Consider the following 22767-nt stretch of genomic DNA (forward strand, 5'->3'; position numbering starts at 1 on the left):
GGGCGCAGCGGAGCATTCAGCCTTCCCACACCCGCGATCCCCCGGCCGGTCATGTCGAATCCAGCCGGCGGCGGAAGAAACGAGGGGCCGGGCCGTGCGGCTCGCGGACCGGCGCCGACCCTTCACCTTCCGTACGCCGGAGGAGACCGCCATGACCGCCCTCTCGCCCGCGCTCGCCGACCCCACCACCCCTGCCGTCCCCCTGCCGGCGGGCATCCAGCCCCCGGCCACGGCGCTCCCCGCGCAGCCCGGCCCGGCCGACGGACCGCAGCCCGCACCCCGCTACCTCGTGGGACTCGCCCGCGACCAGGACGACGTCCGCGCCGCCCAGCGCCTGCGCCACCTGGTCTTCGCCGGAGAGATGGGCGCCCGGCTCGACGGCCCCGAGCCGGGCCTCGACAGCGACGCCTTCGACGCCTACTGCGACCACCTCCTGGTCCGCGAGGAGACCACCGGCGAGGTCGTGGGAACCTACCGGATCCTGCCGCCCGAGCGGGCCGCCGTCGCCGGACGCCTCTACGCGGAGACCGAGTTCGACCTCACCCGGCTCGCTCCCCTCCGCCACGACCTCGTCGAGGTCGGCCGCTCCTGTGTGCACCCCGCCCACCGCAACGGCGCCGTCATCGCCCTCGTCTGGGCCGGCCTCGCCCGCTACATGACCCGCACCGGACACGAGTGGCTGGCCGGCTGCTGCTCGATCCCGCTCGCCGACGGCGGCGCGCTGGCCGCCGCCACCTGGGACACCGTCAAGGCGAAGCACCTCGCCCCCGAGGAGTACTGGGTCACCCCGCACCGGCTGTGGAACTCCGACGGCGTCCCCCGCCCCGAGGGCCGCACCGAACTGCCCGCCCTGCTCCGCGGCTACCTCCGGCTCGGCGCCCAGGTCTGCGGCGCCCCGGCCCACGACCCCGACTTCGGCGTCGCCGACCTCTACGTGCTGCTCTCGCTCCGCCGGACCAACCCGCGCTACCTGCGTCACTTCCTCTCGCTCGTCCCGGCCTCGTGAACGGCGCCGACCCGATCCCCTCGCCGTGGCTCCCCACGGCCCCCTGCACCCCGGGCCGCCACTGCGCGGCCCATCCGGAGGCGGCCGGGGCGGCGGCCCCGCGGACCGCGCCCGTGCCGCTGGCGTGCGCCCGCCTGGTGGCCGGGATCGCGGCCGTCCTCCTCGGTGTGCTCCTCCTTCCGGTGGCGGGGCCGCTGCCGGCCGCCGCGCGGCTCGCCCTGGTACGGCTCTGGGTACGGGCGGTCGTCCGCGCCTTCGGCGTCCGGCTGACCGTCACCGGCGTCCGGCCGCCCGCCGGCCGGCCCCTGCTCGTGGTCGCCGACCACGTCTCCTGGCTGGACATCCCCCTGGTCGCCGCGGTCCTGCCCGGCCGGATGGTCGCCAAGCGGGAGGTGCGCGGCTGGCCGGTGCTCGGCGCGCTCGCCGCCCTCGGCGGCACCGTGTTCCTCGACCGCGACGGCCTGCGCCGGCTGCCCGGCACCGTGCGCGAGGTCGCCGGGGCGCTGGCGGTCGGCGGACGGGTGACCGTCTTCCCGGAGGGCTCCACCTGGTGCGGGCGGGCCGGCGGGCGGTTCCGCCCGGCTCTCTTCCAGGCGGCTGTGGATACTGGATCCGATGTCCAACCGGTACGGATCGGTTACCGGCCGACCTGGGCGGCGGCGTACGTGGGGGAGGACCCGCTCGGCGCGTCGCTGTGGCGGGTGGTGCGGGCCCGGGGGCTCACCGCCGAGATCCGGATATTGGATCCGATATCCGTGATCCAGTATCCGGACCGCAGGCTCCTGGCCGCCGCCGCCCAGCGAGCCGTCCAGCAGCCCGTCATCCAGCAGACCTCCGCTCAGCAGCCCGCCACCCGGCTCCCCGCCGTCCCCCGACAGTCAGCCCCGGCTGTCCTGGCCACCCCGGCCGCCTACCGGGCCGTCGCCAGCGACAGCGCGAACCGGCCCTCGTCGTCGGTCCACCACCGCGCCAGTTCGAGCCCGGCCTCGGCCAGCTCCGCCCGTACCCCCTCCTGACGGAACTTCGCCGACACCTCCGTCCGCAGCTCCTCGCCCGCCGCGAACGGCACCACCAGATCGAGGTCGGGGATCTTCACGGTCAGGGCGTGCCGGGCCCGGAGCCGCATCTCGATCCACTCCCGCTCCCGGTCCCACCGGGCCACGTGCTCGAAGTCGTCCGGGTCCGCGTCCGCACCCAGCTCACGGTCGATCACGGCCAGCACGTTCTTGTTGAACTCCGCCGTCACCCCGGCCGCGTCGTCGTACGCGGCCACCAGGGTCGACTCGTCCTTCACCAGGTCGGTGCCGAGCAGGAAGGCGTCGCCGGGCGCCGTCATCGACCGGACCGAGCGCAGGAAGGCCCGCCGCTCGTCCGGCAGCAGATTGCCGATGGTCCCGCCCAGGAAGGCGACAAGGCGCGGCCCCGGGGTCTCCGGCAGCACGATCCCCTGGGTGAAGTCGGCGACCAGCGCGTGCACCCGCAGCTCCGGACGGTCGGCGAGCAGCGCCTCGGCCGCCCCGGTCAGCGCCGACTCGCTCACGTCCACCGGTACGTACGCGGCCAGCCCCGGCAGCAGCGCGTCGATCAGGAACCGGGTCTTCTCCGACGAACCGGAACCCAGCTCGACCAGCGTCCGCGCCCCGGTCGCCGCCGCGATCTCCGGCGCCCGCGCGACGAGGATCTCCCGCTCGGCCCGGGTCGGGTAGTACTCGGGCAGCCGGGTGATCTCGTCGAACAGCTCGCTGCCCCGCGCGTCGTAGAACCACTTCGGCGGCAGCTCCTTGGGCGAGCGGGTCAGCCCGTGCAGCACGTCGGCGCGCAGATCGGCGGCGGCCGCGTCCGGGGCGAGGGTGCGGGTCAGCTGGAACGTGCTCACGCGGGCGACTCCTTGAGCGGGGTGAGGGTGACGTCCGTCCTGGTGGCGGTGACAAGCGTGTGCTCGGGCACCTCCCGCCAGCGCGGGTCGTCGTCGTACGGTTCGGAGGCCACGACCACCCGGCCGGGCCCTGACAGGCACCACAGGCTGTTCCCCCACGCCGTCGCCGCGATCTGCTCGCCGTCGGTGAGCAGCAGGTTGAGCCGCGCCTCCGGAGCCGCCTCCGCGGCCGCAGCCACTGTCCCGGCGAGCGCGTCCCCCGGGCCCTGCCCGGCCCGCAGCCGGTGCAGCGTCAGAGCCCACAGCAGTGCCGAGTCGGTCCGCGCCTCCATGGCGAGCAGTTCGGCCGCCGGCAGCGCCGCCGCCGGCGGCTCCAGCGCCCCCGGCCAATCCGGCACCGCCCCGTTGTGACTGAAGAGCCACGGCCCCGAGCCGAACGGCGCCGCCGCGGCCTCCCCGTCCGCCCCCGGCAGCGTCGCGCCCCGCACCGCCCCGAGCAGCGCCCCGCTCCGTACCACCCGGGCGAGATCCGCGAAGGAGAGGTCGCCCCAGATCGGACCGGTGCGCCGGTACCGGGCCGGGACGGGGTCCCCGTCCGCGTACCAGCCGACGCCGAAGCCGTCCGCGTTCACCACCCCGCTGCTCTGCGTCCGCGGCGCCCACGCCTGCCGCAGCAGCGCGTGCGGCGGCCGCACCAGCAGCTCGCCGAGCGCCACCGGATCGCCCAGGTAGGCGATGTGACGGCACATCAGTCGAGCTCCGCGGAACGGGCCGTGCGGAAGCCCGCGAAGATCTGCCGCCGTACCGGGTAGTCCCAGTTGCGGAAGGTGCCCCGGCAGGCCACCGGGTCCACCGCGAAGGAACCACCGCGCAGCACCTTGTAGTCGGGACCGAAGAAAACCTCCGAGTACTCCTCGTACGGGAAGGCCCGGAAGCCCGGATACGGCAGGAAGTCGCTCGCCGTCCACTCCCACACGTCACCGATCAGCTGCCGCACCCCGAGCGGGGAGGCGCCGGCCGGATAGCTCCCGGCCCGCGCGGGCCGCAGGTGCCGCTGGCCCAGATTGGCGTGGTCCGGGCCCGGATCGGCGTCGCCCCACGGATAGCGGCGCGAGCGTCCGGTCACCGGATCGTGTCGCGCCGCCTTCTCCCACTCCGCCTCCGTCGGCAGCCGCCGCCCCGCCCAGCGCGCGTACGCGTCGGCCTCGTACCAGCTCACGTGCACCACCGGTTCGTCCTCCGGCACCGGCTCGGTCGCCCCGAACCGGCGGCGCAGCCACTGCCCGCCCTCCTGCCGCCAGAACAGCGGCGCCACGATGGAGTGTTCGCGGATCTGCGCCCACCCTTCCGGACGCCACCAGCGCCGGTCGGTGTAGCCGCCGTCCGCCATGAACGCCAGGTAGGAGCCGTTGGTGACCGGCACGGTGTCGATGTGGAAGGCGGGCACGGTACGGGTGTGCGCGGGCCGCTCGTTGTCCAGTGCCCACGGCTCGTCCGAGGTGCCCATCGTGAACGGGCCGCCGGGGACGAGGACTTCGGCCGGCAGCGGACCGGTGGGGTGGACCGGAGGCGGGGAGGCGTCGAGGGCGGCCGGGCCCTTCCTCAGCTGATGGGTGATCAGCATCGTCTCGTCGTGCTGCTGTTCGTGCTGGGCGATCATCCCGAAGGCGAAACCGGAATCCAGCAGCGGAGCCCCTTCGAACCGCGCCCCGGCCAGCACGTCGAGGACGCGGGTCCGTACGTCGGCGGCGTACGCCCTGGCCTCGGGCGGCGGCAGCAGCGGCAGCGAAGGGCGCTCGGAGCGCGGATACGTGAAGGCGTCGTACAGCGGGTCGATCTCGGGCCGCAGCGCCTCCCGCCCCGCGACCGCCCGCCACAGCCACTGCTCCTCCTGGTTCCCGATGTGTGCCAGGTCCCAGACCAGCGGTGACATCAACGGCGAGTGCTGGGCGGTCAGTTCACCGTCCTCCACGCAGTCGGTGAGGAGCGTGGTGCGGGCCCGCGCGGCGGTCAGCGCCTCCAGCGCCCGGGTCCGCAGCGCCTCCGCGCCCGTCGCCGTGTCCGTGCTTCCCGTGCCGGTCATGACGTCATCACCTGAAGTTCGTCGGCCGGGCAGCCCCCGGGATCCACGTACCGTTCCTGGAAGGCGTCCACCGCCCGTCGCACCCGCTCGCTCGCGCCGGTCCGCCGCAGCGCGGGCCGGGCCGCGGCGAAGACCTCCTTGGCCACCGCGTGCAGCACCGGATCGGCGAGCCCCTCCCGGGCCGCTCGCCGCCACAGCCGGTTGCGGGGCGCCGGTTCCGGGCCGTCCAGCTCCGCCAGCGGCCGTACCGCCCGGTAGACCCTCTCGGCCGCCTCCGCGTCGTCGAAGACCGCCGCCGTCACCGCCACCGGCACCATCCAGCCGTCCGCGCCCGGCTGCGCGTCGATCATCCGCAGTTCCAGGTGGCCGCGCGGACGGACCGGCGGGAAGAGCGTCGTCATGTGGTAGCGCAGGTCGTCGACGTCGGCCGGCCGCGGAAGCCCGGTGCGCAGCCACTCCCGGAAGGTCAGCCCCTCCGGCACCAGCCATGGGCCCTCCTCGGCCCGGACGCAGAGCACCGGGGTGTCCAGGACGTGCGCGGTCCACTCCGCGCGCGGTTCCCCGTCCGCAGACGGCGCCAGCGTCCGCAGCGGGTCGAGGTCCGCCCACAGTGCCTGCCGGGTGGAGCGCCAGCCGGTGCGCCGTCCGCCGTGCTGCGGGGAGTTGGCGAAAACCGCCACCAGCACCGCGCCGAAGAGACGGGCCAGCTCCCAGCGCCGCAGATAGCCGAGCGGGCCCGGCTCCTCCAGACCGGCGTCCAGACAGACCTGGACCGAGGCCGACTCGCACATCATGGCCCGGCCCGCCGGGCCGGTCCGGGCGAGCGCGACCTCCATCGCGTCGTACCGCGGCTCGCGCAGCACCCGCTCGCGCGGCGAGTGCCAGGGGTCGACTCCGTACCCGCTCAGCGTCAGGCCGAGCGGGCCCAGCGCCGCGCGCACCGCCGTCAGGTCGGAGGCGAGCGAGTCGAGGCATTCCATCAGGGATCCGGCCGGACGCGAGCTGAGCTCCAGCTGCCCGCCGGGTTCGAAGGTGAGCGCCGACACCAGCGGCAGGGACCGTACGGCGTCGAGCGCGGCGGCCAGCCGGGACGGAAGGACCGGCTCCCGGGGGTCGCGCAGATCGTGGACGAGCCATTCCAGCTCCGCGCCGACGGTCCGGGGCGGGCCGGTCTTGAAACAGATACAGCGCAACAGGTCCTCCGCCGCCTCCTCGGTGAGGGGCGGGCCGCCGCGCGGGGTGCCGCTGGACGCCATCCGTGCACCTCCAGGTGCTGATCGCGGAACCGGTCGGGAAGCCGCTGCCTTCCACCTAATGCCACCGCCGGGCAGCGTGCAAGAGCGCCTACGCGCCCCTCGTACGCGCCCCCTGCGCCCCCGATCGGCCGTCGACCGTCCGTGGAACAGCCCTCGGCACCGTACGCGCCACCGCGTGGAACCGACGGAAAAAGGTTTGTCCCGGACGGGCCGAAACGATCATCCTTCGGGGCATGAGTGCACGACTGCGCGAGATCGCGCGGCAGACCGAGGCGATCGTCGCCGCGGGCTCCTACACCGCCCCCGACGGGCGGACCGTCTCCCTCCGCGAGAGCATCGCGGCCGCCCTGGCCGGAACCCGTCTGTACGGCCCCGGGCCGGTCCCCGTCACCCCCGTCACCGGCCGCGCCGGCCGGATCGAGGTCACCGGCGAGAGCAGCCTCGCCGCCGCCCGCCGGATGGCCGCCGCCGACCCGGACGGGCCGGTCGCCGTCCTGAACTTCGCCTCCGCCCGCAATCCCGGCGGCGGCTACCTCAACGGGGCCCAGGCCCAGGAGGAGGCCCTGTGCCGCTCCTCCGCCCTCCACGCCACCCTGCTCCGCGCCCCCGCCTACTACGAGCACCACCGGGCCGACCGGGACACCTTCTACACCGATCGGGTGATCCACTCGCCCCGTGTCCCGGTCTTCCGCGACGACCGCGGCGCCCTGCTCGCCACCCCGTTCACGGTCGGTTTCCTGACCTCGCCCGCGCCCAACGCCGGCGTCGTCCGCCGCCGGAACCCCGAGCTGGCCCACCGCCTGCCCGCCGTCCTGGCCGCCCGTGCCGAGCGGGTCCTGGAGACGGCCGCCGCCGAGGGCTATCGGCGGCTGGTCCTCGGCGCCTGGGGCTGCGGTGTCTTCCGCAACGATCCGGCCGACGTGGCCGGCGCCTTCAAGGCGCTGCTGACCGGTGACGGGCGGTTCGCCGGCCACTTCGACGAGGTCGTCTTCGCGGTGCTGGACCGCGCCTCCGGGACCCCGACCCTCGCTGCCTTCCATCGGATATTGGATCCGATCGCCTGATCCGCCCCTTGATCCGCCCCCGCCGTGCCCGTAGTGCGAGCTTCGCACTCCCGTGCGAGCCTGAAGGGACACGGGCACGCGTCCGAGCCGCGTCCGAGAGCCGTCGCACGGGAGGCACGATCGTGGGCAGGAAACAGACCCGGGTGAACAAGGGCGCCCGCACGGGCGGTCACGAGCACCGCGAGACGGCGTCCGCCAAGGAGAAGACCAGGACCACGGCCGCCGGCGAGCCGCCGCGGCCCGTCATCGAGACGGCGTCCCACCGCAAGGAGCGGAAGTTCGGCCACAACTGAGTGCGGGGATCCGGGGAGACGGGGGAACGGGCCGGGACCCGACGCCGACACGGCGCGGGCCCCGGCCTTCGCGGTGGCTGTCCTTTGTGGCGCCCGGCCTTTGCGGCGTCCGTCTTTCGCGGGCCCTGGCTTGCGCGGCGCCTGACCTTCGCAGGGCCTGGCCTTTGTGGCGCCAGGCTTTCGTGGTGCCTGGCCCGCGCGGTCCTTGGCCTGCGCGGTGTCCGGCCTGCGCGCCGCCGGGTCTGCGCGTGCCTGACCTGCGCGGCACCCGGCCCTTCCTGACGCCTGGCCTGCGCGGTACTCCGCTCTTCACGGCGCCCGGTCTTCCCGGACCCTGTTCTTCGAGGCGCCCCGGTCTTCCTGGGCCCGCTCCTCACGGCGGACCGGTCTCCGTGGCGCCCCGCCCTCCAGGGCTCCCACCCGGACGGCGTCCGGGCCGATCGCCGTCGCCGACGGTGATCCCGGCCGTCGCCGCCTGCTCACCCCGCTCCGCCCCGTGGGGCCGGCACGGAGCAGGCCGGCCGACCGGCCGCGCTCGCCGTCGCCATGCTCACCGGCTCAGCCCCCCGCGGCTCAGCGGACGGAGCGGATCGGCCGGACGGCCAGGGCGCCCAGGACCGACAGGGCGGCCGCCAACAGGAACAGGGGCGTGTACCCGCCGCCGATCGAGACCACCGCGGAGGCGACGAAGGGCGCCACGATCTGCGGTCCGGCGTTGGCGATGTTGAGGACGCCCATGTCGCGGGCCGCGTCCTCCGCCTTCGGCAGCACCATCGTCACCAGGGCCGTGTCCACCGCCATGTAGCAGCCGAAACCGAGGCCGTTGACGACGGAGAAGGCGAGCATCCCGGGCCAGCTGGTGGTGAGCGCAGGGATGAGCAGGGCGCCGGCCGCGAGCGTGGCCGAGGCACCGACGAAGAGCTTGCGGCGGTCGAAGCGGTCGGACAGCCAGCCGCCGAGGACCGTGGAGACCACCATGGCCACCGAGTTGACCGGCATGAGGATGGCGACGGCCTCCTCTGCCGAGAGCCCGGCCGGCAGGTCGGTGTGGTCCTTGAGGATGTACAACTGGAAGCCGGCGACCGCGAAGTAGCCGAGGACGAGCAGCGCCCGACCGATGAACGCCCAGCGGAAGTCATGGTCCTTGAGGGCGCTGCCGAAGGCGGCGAGCTGCGCCTTCACCGGCATCGGGGCCTTGGCGGGCATCCGCTCCTCGCGGGCGAGCGAGGTGAAGACGACGGCGGTGACGGCGACGATCGAGCCGAAGACCAGGTAACCGGTCCGGTAGTCCTCGGAGAAGGCCGCGCCGAGCAGGGCGCCGATGGTGGAGCCGATCGGCAGTCCGAGGCCGACGGCGGCCGACGCCTTGCCGCGCGAGGCGAGCGGGACCCGGTCGGGCACCACGGAGGTGATCGCCGCCTGGTAGACGTTCATCACCGCCTGGCCCAGACACCAGGCGATGGTGATCAGCAGGATCGTGTGCACGTTGCCGAGGAGCAGCATCACCGGCACGGCGAGCAGACCGCCGCCCAGGATCCACGGGTTGCGGCGGCCGGAGCGGTCGGAGAGTGCGCCCGCGACCGGGTTGAAGACCGTCGCGAAGATCGCCGATATACCGGAGACCAGGCCGAAGTTGGCCACCTTGTCGGCCGGGTCGACGGCCTCGATCTGGAGCGCGAGCAGCAGTCCCGGCACGCCGACGTAGAGCGCGTACATCGCCGTGTTGCCGAGGAGCAGCAGCGGCAGCAGTCCGCGGGTGAGGCGGGGAGCGGCGGGAGAGGCGGAGCCGGTACCGGAGCGGGAGTCGGGGCCGGAGCCGGTACCGGAGCCCGTACCGGCTCCGGCCCCGGGGGAGGAAAGGGCCACGTTGCCCTCCAGGGGAGAACGCCCGACGAGAGGGCGGTAAGCGGATGGTTTCGGGGGAGTGACACGTGTCAGTGACTCGTGTCAGCATTGTGTAGCACCCAGTTCCGGCCATCCGCCAGACCCTGCGCCGGATTGTTCTGGAAAGATGCCGAAGCGATGAGTCAGTCGATCGAACAGCCCGCCGACGGCGACCCGGGCCGCACCCCCGCCCGCGCCGTGCCGACCAGCGCCGACGTGGCGCGACTCGCGGGCGTCTCCCGGGCCACCGTCAGCTACGTCCTCAACAACACCTCGGCCGTCCGCATCAGCGAGCCGACCCGCGCACGGGTCCGCGAGGCGGCCCGGGAGCTGGGCTACGTCCCCCACGCGGCGGCCCGCACCCTGCGCGCGGGCCACAGCCGGATGGTGCTCCTGCCCACCGCCCACGTCCCCGTCGGCTCGCTCTACAGCGGGTTCTTCCACGACCTGCAGGGCGCCCTGCGCCGACTCGACTACACCGTCGTCCAGTACGGCAGCATCGGCCTCGACCCCGAGGACGCCGCCCGCGCCTGGGCCGAACTGCGCCCCGCCGCCGTGGTGTCGACCGGCGAGGTCGAGGTGACCTCCGAGGCCGTCGACATCCTCCGCCGCTCCGGGGTCAAGGCGGTGATCACCATCGGCACCGGCCGGACCGAGGGCACCCGCTCCCTCGTCCTGGACCAGCCGCGGGTCGGCGAGGTCGCCGTCGAGCACCTGACCGCGACGGGCCGCCGCCGCATCGGCGTCGTCGTACCGGAGGAGCCGGGCCTCGGCATGTTCTCAGGGCCGCGCCTGGAGGGCGCCCGCCGCGCCGCCCGGGCCGCCGGCGCCGCCGTCGTACCGCTGCCCCTCGCGTACACCGAGGAGTCCGCCGGGGAGCTGGCGGCGCGCTGGCCCGAACTCGGGCTCGACGCCGTCTTCGGTTACAACGACGAGTACGCCATGCTCCTCATGCGGGCCCTCCAGGACGCCGGTGTGGCCGTCCCCGAGGAGACCGCTGTGATCGGCGCCGACGACCTCCTCCTCGGCCGGCTCCTGCGGCCGCGCCTGAGCACCGTGCACATCGACCTGATCCCCGGCCGAGAACTGGCCGAACTGGTCGACAACGCCGTCAACGGCACCGTCGACGATCCGGCCACCCGCGTCCTTCTGAACTCACGCGTCGTCCGACGCGAGTCCACCTGACGCCCGGCCCGGCGACAGCGAGCCCCGAGCCCCGGCGACACGCCCCCACTCCTCCGACCGCCCCGAGCCCGGCGATTCTCGGCCCGGCCCCCCGTAGCGCGCGGCCAACGCGGCGGCCCGGTCGCGCAGCGAGACACGCAGCGACTCCGGTGCCAGGGCCTCCGCGTCCGCCCCGAGCTGCCACAGCGCCCACTCGGCGTGCCGCAGGTCCTGGAACGTCGCCTCCAGCAGCGGCCGGCCGTCGTCCGTGTCGCCCGTCGCGGCCCGGACGGCCACCGCGGTGGCCAGCAGCTCCTCCCTCCGCTCCGGCCGCACCCGTACCAGCACGGCGAGATGACCGGTGGACAGGAACCGCGCGCACCGCTTCCGCCATGCCCCGTCGAGATCGACCCGGCTCGGCCGCTCGGCCGGTTCGGGAAGCTCTTCGGCGGCCAGCACCCGCGACAGCCGGTAGGTGCGGTCGGCACCGGCCCGCGTGGCCAGCAGATACCCGCGGTCGCGCACGGTGACCAGGCCGATCGGATCCACCGTGCGCCACCGGGGCGCCTGGTCCGTGGCCGCGTAGTGGAGGCGCAGTCTGTGCCCGGAGAGCACCGCGTGCCGGATCTCGCTCATCGCCGGGCGGGGCACCTCGTCCGTGGCCGTACGGCGGGGGAGCAGGTCGGTCTCCGGCTCGACGAGGAAGCGCCGGGCCGCGTCGCTCGCGAGGGCCCGGTGCCCCTCGGGCAGCGCGTCGACCACCTTGCGGACGGCCGAGGCGAGCGCCTCGCCCAGACCGAACGCCTGCTCGCCGCGCCCCGGTCCGGCCGTCAGCAGGGCGAGCGCCTCGTCATGGTTGAGGCCGGTGAGCTCGGTCCGGAAACCGGGCAGCAACGCGAACCCGCCGTGCCGGCCGCGCTCGGTGTAGACCGGCACACCGGCCGCGGAGAGCGCCTCGATGTCGCGCAGCACGGTACGGGTGGACACCTCCAGCTCCCGGGCGAGCGCACCCGCGGTCATACGGCCGCGCTGCCGCAGGAGCAGCACCAGGGAGACCAGACGATCGGCGCGCATACGGGGACCGTATCCAATACACGACATCCCATACACCGCATCCGATACACAGCCTCCCCTGCACGACCCCCACCCGCCGCCCCATACATGACCAAGGGTGTCGTGATTCGCTGGAAGCCTCGTCAATACCACCCGCAAGAAGCGCAACAAGCGCACGCATGCATGGGAGTTGACGTGACAGTGGAACGAACGGCGGTCAACCCGGTGACCTGGTCATTGGATATGGGATTCAATCAGGGCGAGCTCGTCCCCGGGCAGACCCGGACCCTCTACGTCTCGGGGCAGACCGCGATGAGCGCCGACGGCAGCAGCCGGAAGAGCCGGAGGACCTCCTCGCGGGCGACCTCGCGCAGCTCACCCGGGGCCGCGGATTCCTCGTCCGGGTTCTCCCAGATCAGCAAGCCCTCGCGGAACGCGCTGAGGCACCAGCCGCTCTCATGGGTCAGCGAGACGTCGGGGTGCTCGTCATCCGCCTCCGCGAGGCCGTCGAGCACACGCCCCATCATCTCCGGGTCGGGCTCGTCGACCGTTCCGCCCATGATGTCGTACATGAAATGACTCATCCGCCCATTACCTCACGCCATGATCCACGGAACACTGCCCGGAACTCGTCCCCATGCCGTTCCGGCCGGTCCGCGGGGTGTGGCGGGCCGGGCGGCGGGAGGCGGGGGGAGCGCTTAGCGTCGGTGCATGAGTACTCATCCGAAGCGTTACGAGATCCTGCTGGTGCCGGCGCACGTCGAGGACCGGGGCGGGGCGCTCTCCGCCGACAGTGCCGTCCGGTCCGCCGTCGTGGAGCTGACCGGGCGGTACGGGGCGTCCGGGTACCCCATCTACGAGGGGCACGGCGTCGTCGCCGACATCGACCCCGAGACACGCGCGGTGGAGGCCCTGCTCGTGGACGGGCGGGAGCTGGACTACGGCCTCGTCGCGCTGGTCCAGGACGCCCCCGCGGCTTGAGCCCCGCGGCCGGGGGCCGTTGACACGGCGGACCGGCGGGCCCAGACTCTGCGCGCGCACCAGCGCGAAACTTGTTTCACCAGGCGAACAGAGTCGTTCCGCCGGTCACCCGGGAGAGATCCGATGAGCATCCGCGACGTGTACATCGTCGACGCCGTCCGCACCCCGATCGGAAAGTTCGGCGGCGCCCTCGCCTCCGTACGGCCGGACGACCTCGCCGCCCATGTCGTCAAGGCCCTCGTGGGGCGCACGCCCGACCTCGACCCGGCCCTCGTCGACGACGTCTACTTCGGCGACGCCAACGGCGCGGGCGAGGACAACCGCGACGTGGCCCGCATGGCCGTCCTGCTCGCCGGGCTGCCCGTCACCGTCCCCGGCGTCACCGTGAACCGGCTCTGCGGCTCCGGCCTGGAGGCCGTGATCCAGGCCGCCCGCGCGATCGCCCTCGGCGACGCCTCGGTGGCGATCGCCGGCGGCGTCGAGTCCATGTCCCGCGCCCCCTGGGTGCTCCAGAAGCCCGAGCGCGCCTTCCCCGCAGGACACCAGCAGCTCCACTCGACCACCCTCGGCTGGCGCATGACCAACCCGAGGATGCCCGCCGAGTGGACCGTCTCGCTCGGCGAGGGCGCCGAACTCGTCGCCGACAAGCACGGCATCGGCCGAGACCGGCAGGACGCCTTCGCCCTCGACAGCCACCGCAAGGCCGCCGAGGCGTGGGCCAAGGGCCTGTACGACGGCGAGGTCGTCCCGTACCCGGGCGCGGAGCTCGACCGGGACGAGTGCGTCCGCGAGAACACCTCCCTGGAGGCGCTGGGCCGCCTCAAGCCCGCCTTCCGCCCCGACGGGGGCACCGTCACCGCCGGCAACGCCTCCCCGCTCAACGACGGTGCCGCGGCCCTCCTCCTCGTCGACGAGGACGGGCTGCGCGAGACCGGCCGCGAGCCGCTCGCCCGGATCCGCGCCTCCGCCGTCACCGGCATCGAGCCGCAGCTCTTCGGTCTCGGCCCGGTCGAGGCGGTCCGCCGCGCCCTGACGAAGTCCGGCCGGTCCTTCGCCGACCTGACCACCTTCGAACTCAACGAGGCCTTCGCCGCCCAGGCCCTCGGCTGCCTTGCCGAGTGGCCGGAACTCGACCCCGCGGTCGTCAACCCGCGCGGCGGCGCCATCGCCCTCGGCCACCCGCTCGGAGCCTCCGGCGCCCGCCTCGCGGGCTCGGTCGCCCACCAGCTCGCCGCCGCCGGCTCCGGCACCGGCCTCGCCGCCCTCTGCATCGGCGTCGGCCAGGGCCTGGCCCTGGTCCTGGAGCGCTGACGGGAGCGGATCCCCGAAGGAGACACGAAGGCGACAGGTGAGAGCCCCCGCCGGAGCGGGGGCTCTCACCTGTACGCGGGGCGTCCGGGTCATCCGGCCTGCTGGGCCGCCACCGCCTTGCGCACCTCGTCCATGTCCAGGTTCCGCGCCTGGCCGATGACGTCCTCGAGCGCGGCCTCCGGCAGGGCGCCCGGCTGCGCGAACACGGCCACCTTGTCGCGGACGATCATCAGCGTCGGGATCGACCGGATCTCGAAGGCGGCGGCCAGCTCCTGCTGCGCCTCGGTGTCGACCTTGGCGAAGACCAGGTCCTGGTGACGCTCGGAGGCGGCCTCGTAGACCGGGCCGAACTGACGGCAGGGTCCGCACCAGGAAGCCCAGAAGTCGATCAGGACGAAGTCGTTCCCGCTCACGACCTCGTCGAAGTTGTCCTTGGTGAGCTCGATGGTGCTCATGCTTCCGCCTCTCCGGTCTCCGGTGGTGTCCCTGGACGGTCCCCTCGGGACTCGCCCCGCACAACGGCGTATCGAGCCGCGCTATTCCGGCCCCTGACCACCAGACTGGTTCCCATGACGCGAACGGTGGCGAACGAGCAGGAGTCCGCACGCGAGCACGCGCACGCGTACGACGTGGTGGTCCTGGGCGCGGGACCGGTCGGCGAGAACCTCGTCGACCGGGTACGGGCGGCCGGTCTGACCGCGGCCGTCGTCGAGGCCGAACTGCTCGGCGGCGAGTGCTCCTACTGGGCCTGCATGCCCAGCAAGGCACTGCTCCGCCCGGTCCTGGCCCGCTCCGACGCCCGAAAGGTCCCCGGCCTCCGCGAGGCCGTCTACGGCCCGCTGGACGCCCTGGACGTCTTCGCGCACCGGGACGAGACCGTCGGGCACTGGAAGGACGACGGACAGGTCGACTGGCTCGACTCGATCGGCGCACGCGTCTACCGCGGCCACGGGCGCCTGGCCGGGCCCCGCAGGGTCGCCGTCGACGGCCCCGAGGGCGAGCACCACGTGCTGACCGCCCGGCACGCGGTGGCCGTCTGCGTCGGCAGCCGCCCGGTCCTGCCCCCGCTGCCCGGACTCGCCGGCGCCCGCCCCTGGACCAGCCGCGAGGCGACCAGCGCCGACCGGGTGCCGGGACGCCTGGTCGTCGTCGGCGGAGGCGTCGTCGGCGTGGAGATGGCCACCGCCTGGCACGCCCTCGGCTCCCACGTCACGATGCTGGTCCGGGGCGACCGGCTGCTGCCCCGCATGGAGCCCTTCGTCGGCGAACGGGTGGCGGAGGCCCTGCGGGCGCGCGGCGCCCACGTCCGTACCGGCGTCGACGTGGCGGCGGTCGTACGGGACGGCGGCACCGGCCCCGTCACCGTGGTCCTGGAGGGCGGCGAGGCGGTCGAGGGCGACGAGGTCCTCTTCGCCACCGGCCGCGCCCCGCGCACCGAGGACATCGGCCTGGAGACCGTCGGTCTGGAACCCGGCTCCTGGCTCGACGTCGACGACAGCCTCCGCGTCACCGGCAGCGACTGGCTCTACGCGGTCGGGGACGTCAACCACCGGGCGCTCCTCACCCACCAGGGCAAGTACCAGGCACGGATGGCGGGCGGCGCGATCGCCGCCCGCGCGGCCGGCACCCCGCTCCCCGAGGCCGCGCCCTGGGGCCCGCACGCCGCCACCGCCGACCACGCGGCCGTCCCGCAGGTCGTCTTCTGCGACCCGGAGGCCGCGGCCGTCGGAGTCAGCCTGGCCGAGGCCGAACGCGCCGGGCACCGGGTCCGCGCGGTCGACGTGGACATGCGCTCGGTCGCCGGCGCGGGCCTCTACGCCCGCGGCTACCGGGGCCGGGCCCGCCTCGTCGTCGACCTCGACCGCGAGGTCCTGCTCGGCGCCACCTTCGTCGGACCGGCCGTCGGCGAACTGCTCCACGCCGCGACCGTCGCCGTCACCGCCGAGGTGCCGATCGCCCGCCTGTGGCACGCCGTCCCCTCGTACCCGACCCTCAGCGAGGTCTGGCTCCGCCTCCTGGAGGCGTACCGGGACGGCGCCTGAGCACGCGGGGACCTCGTCGAGGGCGCCCCGGCCGCTCAGGGCCTTTCTGTACGGCTCCGCTCAGTGCCCGTCCGCCCCGGACGCCACCTCCATCCGGCGGACGAACGAGCGGCCCGCGTCCTTCGACTCGTACACGCCGTCCGCCGTGGCCACGAGCAGCCGGCGCGCGTCGACGGCGGTGAGCGCCTGCGGACCGCCGCCGGGCACGGGACCGACCCTGGTCCACGCTGCGCCGCCGTCCCCGGAGCGGAAGAGGTCCCCGTCCGGCGAGATGCCGTAGAGCGCGTCGGCCGCGCCCCAGGAGACGTACGCGAGCACCTGCCCGCTGCCGGGCGCGAAGGTCCTGCCGCCGTCGGTGCTGCGGGCGACGCCCGTCTCGGTGGTGGCGAGCACGGTCTCCGGGTCGGTGGGGGAGACGGCGATGTCGAGGGCGCGGAGGGAGGCGCGGTCCTCCCAGGTCTTCTGGTCGCGGGTGACCCGCAGCCGCCCGTTCGTACTGTCGTACCCGTAGACGGTCCCGCCCGCCGTGTCGAGGGAGTGGAAGTCGACCTCACCGCCGAGGGACTTCTCCGTCCAGGTGCGGCCGGAGTCGGCGGAGGCGATGAGCCCGAGGTCGGAGGGGCCGTCACCGCCCGCCGCCGGGTGGCCGCCGGCCAGGAAGGTGCCGTCGTCGGCGACGGTGAAGCCCATGAAGTCGTCCCGCCGGTCGCCGACGAGGACGGGGGTGTCGCCGGGGCCGGGGGAGTAGAGCCCCTGGTGCGTGGCGACGTACAGGGTGCCGTCGTGGAGCCCGAGGCCGTGGATGTGGGCGAGGGCGGAGCCTGCCTCTCCGCCGGGATCCGGGGGCTGTGAGCAGGCGGTCAGGGCGAGGGAGAGGACAGCCACGGCGGAGGCGGCCGCGGCCCGGGGAAGGCGATGCTTGATCATCGTTCTTTCGTCAGGGGGAGGCTTCGCAGGGGGAGAGGAAGGGACGTCACGGGCCCGGGCCCGCCCCGAGAGGTCGGGGCGGGCCCGGGACAGCCGCGAAGCCGGGGCGTTCGAGGCCCCGGCCGCCGCGGATCAGAGGCGTTCGAGGATCTTCCTCAGCTCGGCGATCTCGGCCGACTGGGTGCGGACCACATCGGCGGCGAGGGCCTTGGCCTCGGCGTTGCCGCCGTTCTTCTGCTCCTCCTTCGCCATCTCCACCGCTCCCTCGTGGTGGGCGATCATCAGCTCGGCGAACGTGCGGTCGAAGTCCTTGCCCTTGGCGGCGGCGAGGTCCTTCATGTCCTGCTCGGACATCATTCCGGCCATCGAGGCCGTCGAGTGGCCCGCGTGGGCGGACTCGGGCTTGCCCCAGCCCTTGAGCCACGCCTTCATCTTCTGGATCTCGGGGTCCTGCGCCTGCTCGACGGCGGCGACGATCTTCTTGACGTCGGCGTCCTCGGCGCGCCCGTCGGCGAGCTTCGCCATCTCCAGGGCCTGCTGGTGGTGGGGGATCATCATCTGCGCGAACGTCACGTCCGCGTCGTTGAAGGAGTCGGAGGCGGGAGCCGAGGCGGGGGCCGAGGCCGAAGTGGTCGGGCCCTGGCCCGTCCCGTCCGTGGAGCCGTCGTCGCCGCAGGCGGCCAGGAGCAGGGCGGCCCCCGCGACGGCGCCGGCCAGGGCGAGGGTGCGGGAGGTGCGGTGGGTGCGCTTCAGGAAAGTACGCATGGTGATACCTCGGGTGCTGTACGTACGGATGATGGCTGGTACCGGTGGGACGCGGGCGGCGCGAAGCGGCCCGCGGCGAGGCGGTACGGCCTAGATCCGCAGGACGGACAGCAGGGCGAGGTCGGGCGGGCGGCGCGGCGGGGCGTGCGGCCCGGGCGTGGCGGCGAGCCGCGCGAGGAGCAGGACGAGCCAGTCGGGGCGGCGGCGGAGCGCGGCCCGGACGAGACCGGCGAGCAGCCAGCCGGCGAGGACGGCCACGCAGAGCGTGGTCATGTCCATCCCCGAGCCGGGAGCGTGGCCCTCGTCGTGCTCGGTGGAACCGTGGGCGCCGGAGGTGCCCGGCACATGCGCCCCGGTGCTCGCGTGCGCCCCGGCGCTTGCGGGGGCCCCGGTCGTGCCGGTCGCACCGGAGGACGCCCCCTCGGGATGGCCCACCGAGTGCATCATGAACACCCCGAGCGTGAGCACGACGACGAGCAGGAGGTGCGCGAGGGCACCTCCCGCTCGCTCGCCGTGGCGCGGCCGGGGTGTGGGCATGATCAGGACCTCCTGGGCCCCGACCATACCGTGCCGGGGTATCAGATCCGCGTCAGGACGGCAGGTCGCCGCTCATCGCGGCGGCCAGCCGCAGATGCGGGGCGGCCTCCGCGTCGCGGCCCTGGCGCTCCAGCGTGCGGCCGAGCATCAGCCGGGCGTAGTGCTCCACCGGGTCGCGCTCCAGGACGGCGCGGAGCTCGTCCTCGGCGAGCCGGAGCTGGGCCGAGTGGTAGTAGGCGCGGGCGAGCAGCAGCCGCTGGGCCGTCTGGTCCGGGTGCTCGGCGACGAGGCCGCGCAGGATGCGGACGGCGGTCTGGTACTCCTTCGCGTCGAAGAACAGCCGCGCGCGGCTCCAGCGGTCGGCGGCCGTTCCGAACTCGTAGTACGTGTCGCTCACTTGCTCTCCCTGTTCCGGGGTGCCGGATCTGCCACCCTGTGGGTGGCCCGCCCTCGTCAACACCGAAGATAAGTTGAACATTCCACTATCGCTTTCCTTCCCCGGCCCCACGGGACCGGACCCCACTGGAGAGGTGTCGATCCCCATGAGCAATCTCGACCGCCAGGCCGAGCTCGCCGTGTGCGGTGGCCGCGGCTTCGTCGTCGCCGAGCCCGTACGCGAACTCCTCAGCCCCCGTCACGTCCGGCTCGGCGAGTCGACGGAGGTGCGCAGACTGCTGCCCAACCTCGGCCGCCGGATGGTCGGCGCCTGGGTCTTCGTCGACCACTACGGCCCCGACGACATCGCCGACGAACCCGGCATGCAGGTCCCGCCCCACCCCCACATGGGCCTGCAGACCGTCAGCTGGCTGCACGAGGGCGAGGTCCTGCACCGCGACTCCACCGGCAGCCTCCAGACGATCCGCCCCCGCGAACTGGGCCTCATGACCTCGGGCCGGGCGATCTCCCACTCCGAGGAGAGCCCCCGGCCGCACGCCCGCTTCCTGCACGGCGCCCAGCTCTGGGTCGCCCTGCCCGACGCCCACCGGCACGTCGAGCCGCACTTCCAGCACCACGCCGACCTGCCCGAGGTCACCGCCCCCGGCCTCACCGCCACGGTGATCCTCGGCTCCCTCGACGGCGCGACCTCGCCCGGCACCACGTACACCCCGCTCGTCGGCGCGGACCTCGCCCTCGCCGCCGGCACCGAGACCGAGCTGCCCCTCGACCCGGACTTCGAGTACGCGGTCCTCGCCATGTCCGGCGAGGCCCACGTCGACGGCGTCCCCGTCCTGCCCGGCTCCATGCTCTACCTCGGCTGCGGCCGCACCTCCCTCCCCCTCCGCGCCGCCTCCGACGCGGGCCTGATGCTCCTCGGCGGCGAACCCTTCGAGGAGGAGATCGTCATGTGGTGGAACTTCGTGGGCCGCACCGACGAGGAGATCCGCCAGGCGCGCGAGGACTGGATGACGGGCGACCGCTTCGGCGAGGTCAAGGGGTACGACGGCGGCCGTCTGGCCGCGCCGGAGGTGCCGGCGACGCAGCTGAAGGCGCGGGGGAGGGTGCGCTGATCCACGGCGCTGTGCTCCCGCCGCCGGGACACGAACGGCGCCGGTACCCGGCAACACGGGGCGACGCCCCTCTCGGTGACGGCCGTGCTCATGGCCAGACGCCGGAGAAGTCGATGCTCCGGGCCCAGTCCGGGTGATCTATCAGAGGGTTGCGGTTGCCCTGTATCTCCGCGATGGCCGCGTTGCGATGCGACTCGTACTCGGTCACGGGCTCGCTGTCGTGCCAGTCCAGGAGGACGGGCAGCCGTTCCTCGGGGAACTCCTGCGGCGTGTCACCGACGGTCTTGGGGTAGCGCAGCAGGAAGTACAAGGTGGCTCTGGCGACGGCCCCCCTGCTGTGCTCCGGCTCGAATCCCGTCTTCTCGCGCATGCCGCACTCCGGCCGTACGGCCTCGCCGAAGCCGGGGAAGTCGGTGTACGGGATGTTGCCGCGGAAGCTGTTGCATTTCGGTTCGCACGCGAACAGATGGTGCAGGTCGCCCCGCATGGGCTCGCGCTTGGCGAACCAGGACTGCGGGACGACGTGCTCGCAGTTGAAGGGCAGTGACGCCTCCAGGGCGTCCAGCTCCGCGGCGAGTTCCGCCGAGCCCGCCGTGCTTTCCCGGAGCAGGAACTCCTGGAGGCCCTTCAGCCGGGCCGCCCCGGCGGTGGCGTCGGCCCTGATGAGTTCCTCCGCGGTGAAGGTCTTGCCGGAGTAGACGCTGCGCAGGAGACGGTCGGGGTGCAGGTCCACCCATGGGTAGACCAACCGTGAAGGGGCGTAGGAGGGGCGGCGTTCGTGGGTCTCCCGCAGCAGCTCGGTCAGCGCGCGACGCAGTGCGTCGCCGTCCGCGCGGTCGTCGACGCTCGCGTAGTAGGCGTCTCGCGCGGCGCGGTCGGCGTTCCGGTCGTAGTAGGCGCGCCGCTCCCCGAGCCGGAGGTTGCGAAGGGCCGCCTGCAGGTCCCGTTCGGCAGCTCCGGCGGCGGAGTCGCCGTCCATCCGTCCTGCCGAGGGGAAGGGGGAGGGAAGGACGACGGCCGCCCCGATCGAGGGCATACCGGCACCGGGCTGACCTCCGGCCGGTTGCTCGGGGGTCGGCAGGCTGACGCCGACGGTGATCCGCAGCGGCACGGTCAGACCCACGACGGCGCCCGGGGCCGACCGTGCCAAGCCGTTCGGCGGTGACGGCGCGAACCCGTCGGCCGCCGGCGGCCTTGCCGCGCCTGCCGAGGCCGCTGTCGCCGCGGCCGTCGTGTGCGGCGCGCCCTCGGCCGGCCTCGGCGTGTCCGCCGACTGGAACAACTCGTCGCGCAACCGGGCCGCGTCCCCGGTCAGTGTGCGTCGGCTCAGCGCTTGCAGTACCCGGCTGATGCGCACGCCTTCGTTGGCCTTCCACGCCAGGCGGTGCTCACCCATCCCCGGCCGCCACACCGTTCCGTCGAGGGCCAGGGGACGGCCGTCGCCGTCGGTCTTCGGCACGGCCGAGTGGTGCAGGGCGACGACCTCCCACTGGTCGTTGAAGACGGGGGATCCCGAGGAGCCGGGCGCGGTGTCGGTCTCGTAGTGGGCGAAGCGGTCCAGCAGGTCGATGATCTGGTTCTCGCGCAGCGCGAGCTGTTTGGGCTCGCCGTTGGGGTGCTGAATGATGTTGACGAATTCCCCGAGGATGACCTTGCCCTGCGTTCCGTCCAGGGGCAGCCAGTTGAAGTCGGCGAGCCGTTCTCCTCGCTGACTGACGTCGGCCACAGCGACCACGGTGAAGTCCAGGTCGCGATCGGTCTCGAAGAACCTCTGGGGCTCCAGTGCGAAGGTCACCGGGACGAGCGGGACACCGTCGAGCCCCGCCTGGAAGTTGAACGAGATGACGGCGCGGCCCGCTTCCTCAGGGCTCCGCAGTACGTGGTTGTTCGTCATCAGGAGCGAGGGCGACACCATGAAACCAGTGCCGTGGTGCACGCCCGCCGGTGCTCTGACGGTCACCCGCCCGATCGACCGGGCGGCCAGATGCCCGCCCTCCAGGAACGCCACCCCGATGAGATTGTTACGTCCCATCAGGCGTTCCAGGCCCAGCACATCGGTGCCGAAGGATTCCGGTGTCAGCGGGAGAGTGCTTCCCGTCGACGCGAGGGGCTCGGTCGGCAGGCGCTCGATCGACGTGGCGAGTGACCAGTCGGCGTTCAGCCGCGCCAGCCGCTTCTTGATCCGATCGGGCTCGTCGGCGTACAGCACGCCCCGGCGCTCGATGGTCCGACGGGTTTTCTCGCGCTGTGCGGCGCGGCTCTCGAAGCGATTCCCGGCTCTCTCCAGCTGCGCCAGATAATCCTTTTCCGCCTCGGAAACGTATTCTGCGGTGGTCATGAACGACTCCGTGGTTCTCGGGCTCCCCCTACCATCATGTGCGCTGGTGTCTCAGAATTCTTCTCGCGTGCCCGTGGTCGCCGATTCAAATGTCACATGGTCAATCAGATGCTTCGCAGAGTCCTGGCGTGACGCCAACATGCCCGCTCAGGCGTGGGATTGAGTACGGATACCCCTGTCCGGCGAATCCCCGGACCCCCGCATGCACGCAATGTTGGATGCGCCTAGCATCAAAGACATGGGAACAGAAAGCGCGTATCACATAGTCGAGACGGGCGACACGTTGTACGAACTTGCCCGAAGGTTCGGCACCACGGTCGAGCGGCTTCAGGCGTGGAACGATATCCGCGACCCGAACGTGATCAAGATCGGCCAACGGGTGATCGTCAGGCAGGATCAGTCCGGTTACGTCCCCTTCCCGGGAGCCGAATGGTTCAAAACGGAACCGAACAGCCCCATCATCAGCCTGATGGGAGCGCGCCTGATCGAAGAGAGGTGCTCGGCATACGGTCAGGGCGGCCCACCGTCTCAGTGGAACACACAGCACCGTGACTCCTACGCCATGTGGCAGCGGAAGCTCGGATACGGGGGCGCGGACGCGGACGGCTGGCCGGGAGCGAAGTCGTGGACCAAGCTCCGGGTCCCGTCTCCCAGTGACGTCTACGCCTAGGCGGAGGGC

23 protein-coding genes and 1 pseudogene are annotated in these 22767 nt (G+C 73.3%); 11 read left to right on the forward strand and 13 right to left on the reverse strand.

Features of this window, described 5'->3' with window-relative positions; genetic code table 11:
• Positions 1-151: 151 nt before the first annotated feature.
• Together QK442_RS05615 and QK442_RS05620 are read left to right on the forward strand one after the other, a co-directional pair.
• Positions 152-1006, forward strand: a complete 855-nt coding sequence (locus tag QK442_RS05615) for a GNAT family N-acyltransferase (RefSeq protein WP_282692682.1) — start codon at positions 152-154, stop codon at positions 1004-1006.
• Positions 1003-2022, forward strand: coding sequence for a lysophospholipid acyltransferase family protein (locus QK442_RS05620; protein WP_282692683.1), 1020 nt, complete (start codon positions 1003-1005; stop codon positions 2020-2022). The genes QK442_RS05615 and QK442_RS05620 overlap by 4 nt, the downstream gene beginning before the upstream one ends.
• Here the strand turns inward: QK442_RS05620 and egtD are convergent.
• From egtD to egtA, 4 genes are read right to left on the reverse strand one after another with little or no spacing between them, the layout of a single operon-like run.
• Complete coding sequence (egtD, locus tag QK442_RS05625) at positions 1917-2882, reverse strand: L-histidine N(alpha)-methyltransferase (RefSeq protein ID WP_282692684.1); 966 nt, start codon at positions 2880-2882, stop codon at positions 1917-1919. The genes QK442_RS05620 and egtD overlap by 106 nt on opposite strands.
• Positions 2879-3631 (reverse strand): ergothioneine biosynthesis protein EgtC, encoded by a 753-nt coding sequence (egtC, locus tag QK442_RS05630; protein ID WP_282692685.1) that lies wholly within the window; start codon positions 3629-3631, stop codon positions 2879-2881. Before egtC ends, egtD begins: the two co-directional genes overlap by 4 nt.
• Positions 3631-4965: an ergothioneine biosynthesis protein EgtB gene (gene egtB / locus QK442_RS05635; RefSeq protein WP_282692686.1), complete on the reverse strand. Its 1335-nt coding sequence runs from the start codon at positions 4963-4965 to the stop codon at positions 3631-3633. The genes egtC and egtB overlap by 1 nt, the downstream gene beginning before the upstream one ends.
• Complete coding sequence (gene egtA / locus QK442_RS05640; protein WP_282692687.1) at positions 4962-6221, reverse strand: ergothioneine biosynthesis glutamate--cysteine ligase EgtA; 1260 nt, start codon at positions 6219-6221, stop codon at positions 4962-4964. The genes egtB and egtA overlap by 4 nt, the downstream gene beginning before the upstream one ends.
• 233 nt (positions 6222-6454) lie before the next feature.
• Here egtA and QK442_RS05645 point away from each other — a divergent pair, with 233 nt between their 5' ends.
• Complete coding sequence (locus QK442_RS05645; protein WP_282692688.1) at positions 6455-7285, forward strand: TIGR02452 family protein; 831 nt, start codon at positions 6455-6457, stop codon at positions 7283-7285.
• 122 nt (positions 7286-7407) lie between these two features.
• The gene (locus QK442_RS05650; RefSeq protein WP_282692689.1) at positions 7408-7578 is read left to right on the forward strand and encodes a hypothetical protein; all 171 of its coding nucleotides are present in this window, start codon (positions 7408-7410) and stop codon (positions 7576-7578) included.
• A gap of 573 nt (positions 7579-8151) precedes the next feature.
• Here QK442_RS05650 and QK442_RS05655 read toward each other — a convergent pair.
• Positions 8152-9444 (reverse strand): MFS transporter, encoded by a 1293-nt coding sequence (locus tag QK442_RS05655; protein ID WP_282692690.1) that lies wholly within the window; start codon positions 9442-9444, stop codon positions 8152-8154.
• Positions 9445-9600: 156 nt separating this feature from the next.
• Here QK442_RS05655 and QK442_RS05660 point away from each other — a divergent pair, with 156 nt between their 5' ends.
• Positions 9601-10647, forward strand: a complete 1047-nt coding sequence (locus QK442_RS05660) for a LacI family DNA-binding transcriptional regulator (protein ID WP_282692691.1) — start codon at positions 9601-9603, stop codon at positions 10645-10647.
• Here the strand turns inward: QK442_RS05660 and QK442_RS05665 are convergent.
• A complete protein-coding gene (locus QK442_RS05665) occupies positions 10618-11700 on the reverse strand; it encodes a WYL domain-containing protein (protein WP_282692692.1) in 1083 nt (360 codons plus the stop codon). The two genes, QK442_RS05660 and QK442_RS05665, sit on opposite strands and share 30 nt — an antisense overlap.
• Before the next feature lie 180 nt (positions 11701-11880).
• Between QK442_RS05665 and QK442_RS05670 the strand changes: the two are divergent.
• Positions 11881-12006 (forward strand): annotated as a pseudogene (locus QK442_RS05670) (RidA family protein); the annotation flags it as partial.
• On the opposite strand, the gene QK442_RS05675 reads toward QK442_RS05670, so the two are convergent.
• A complete protein-coding gene (locus QK442_RS05675; protein ID WP_282692693.1) occupies positions 11970-12263 on the reverse strand; it encodes a hypothetical protein in 294 nt (97 codons plus the stop codon). The pseudogene QK442_RS05670 and the gene QK442_RS05675 sit on opposite strands and share 37 nt — an antisense overlap.
• Before the next feature lie 127 nt (positions 12264-12390).
• On the opposite strand from QK442_RS05675, the gene QK442_RS05680 reads away from it, so the two are divergent.
• Together QK442_RS05680 and QK442_RS05685 are read left to right on the forward strand one after the other, a co-directional pair.
• Entirely contained in the window at positions 12391-12660 is a 270-nt protein-coding gene (locus QK442_RS05680) for a hypothetical protein (protein ID WP_282692694.1), read from the forward strand.
• A 123-nt stretch (positions 12661-12783) separates the two neighbouring features.
• Positions 12784-13971 carry a thiolase family protein gene (locus tag QK442_RS05685; protein WP_282692695.1) on the forward strand — a complete coding sequence of 396 codons (1188 nt, stop codon included), beginning with the start codon at positions 12784-12786 and terminating at the stop codon, positions 13969-13971.
• Positions 13972-14060: 89 nt separating this feature from the next.
• Here the strand turns inward: QK442_RS05685 and trxA are convergent, their stop codons facing one another.
• Entirely contained in the window at positions 14061-14426 is a 366-nt protein-coding gene (trxA, locus tag QK442_RS05690; RefSeq protein WP_282692696.1) for a thioredoxin, read from the reverse strand.
• 114 nt (positions 14427-14540) lie between these two features.
• Here trxA and QK442_RS05695 point away from each other — a divergent pair, with 114 nt between their 5' ends.
• Positions 14541-16013 carry an NAD(P)/FAD-dependent oxidoreductase gene (locus QK442_RS05695; protein WP_282692697.1) on the forward strand — a complete coding sequence of 491 codons (1473 nt, stop codon included), beginning with the start codon at positions 14541-14543 and terminating at the stop codon, positions 16011-16013.
• Between the two features lie 60 nt (positions 16014-16073).
• On the opposite strand, the gene QK442_RS05700 is transcribed toward QK442_RS05695, so the two are convergent.
• The 4 genes from QK442_RS05700 to QK442_RS05715 form a co-directional block, all read right to left on the reverse strand.
• Entirely contained in the window at positions 16074-16940 is an 867-nt protein-coding gene (locus QK442_RS05700; protein ID WP_282692698.1) for a F510_1955 family glycosylhydrolase, read from the reverse strand.
• 132 nt (positions 16941-17072) lie between these two features.
• Entirely contained in the window at positions 17073-17705 is a 633-nt protein-coding gene (locus QK442_RS05705) for a DUF305 domain-containing protein (protein WP_282692699.1), read from the reverse strand.
• A gap of 90 nt (positions 17706-17795) precedes the next feature.
• Complete coding sequence (locus QK442_RS05710; protein WP_282692700.1) at positions 17796-18242, reverse strand: DUF6153 family protein; 447 nt, start codon at positions 18240-18242, stop codon at positions 17796-17798.
• A 52-nt stretch (positions 18243-18294) separates the two neighbouring features.
• The gene (locus QK442_RS05715) at positions 18295-18639 is read right to left on the reverse strand and encodes a tetratricopeptide repeat protein (protein WP_282692701.1); all 345 of its coding nucleotides are present in this window, start codon (positions 18637-18639) and stop codon (positions 18295-18297) included.
• A 145-nt stretch (positions 18640-18784) separates the two neighbouring features.
• Between QK442_RS05715 and QK442_RS05720 the strand changes: the two genes are divergently transcribed.
• Positions 18785-19750 carry a pirin family protein gene (locus tag QK442_RS05720; RefSeq protein ID WP_282692702.1) on the forward strand — a complete coding sequence of 322 codons (966 nt, stop codon included), beginning with the start codon at positions 18785-18787 and terminating at the stop codon, positions 19748-19750.
• 88 nt (positions 19751-19838) lie between these two features.
• Here the strand turns inward: QK442_RS05720 and QK442_RS05725 are convergent, their stop codons facing one another.
• Positions 19839-22088, reverse strand: a complete 2250-nt coding sequence (locus QK442_RS05725; protein ID WP_282692703.1) for an endonuclease — start codon at positions 22086-22088, stop codon at positions 19839-19841.
• Between the two features lie 238 nt (positions 22089-22326).
• Between QK442_RS05725 and QK442_RS05730 the strand changes: the two genes are divergently transcribed.
• Entirely contained in the window at positions 22327-22758 is a 432-nt protein-coding gene (locus QK442_RS05730; RefSeq protein WP_282692704.1) for a peptidoglycan-binding protein, read from the forward strand.
• Positions 22759-22767 lie beyond the last annotated feature (9 nt).

The sequence above is a fragment of the Streptomyces sp. CC208A genome, assembly GCF_030010625.1.
Classification (GTDB): Bacteria; Actinomycetota; Actinomycetes; order Streptomycetales; family Streptomycetaceae; genus Streptomyces.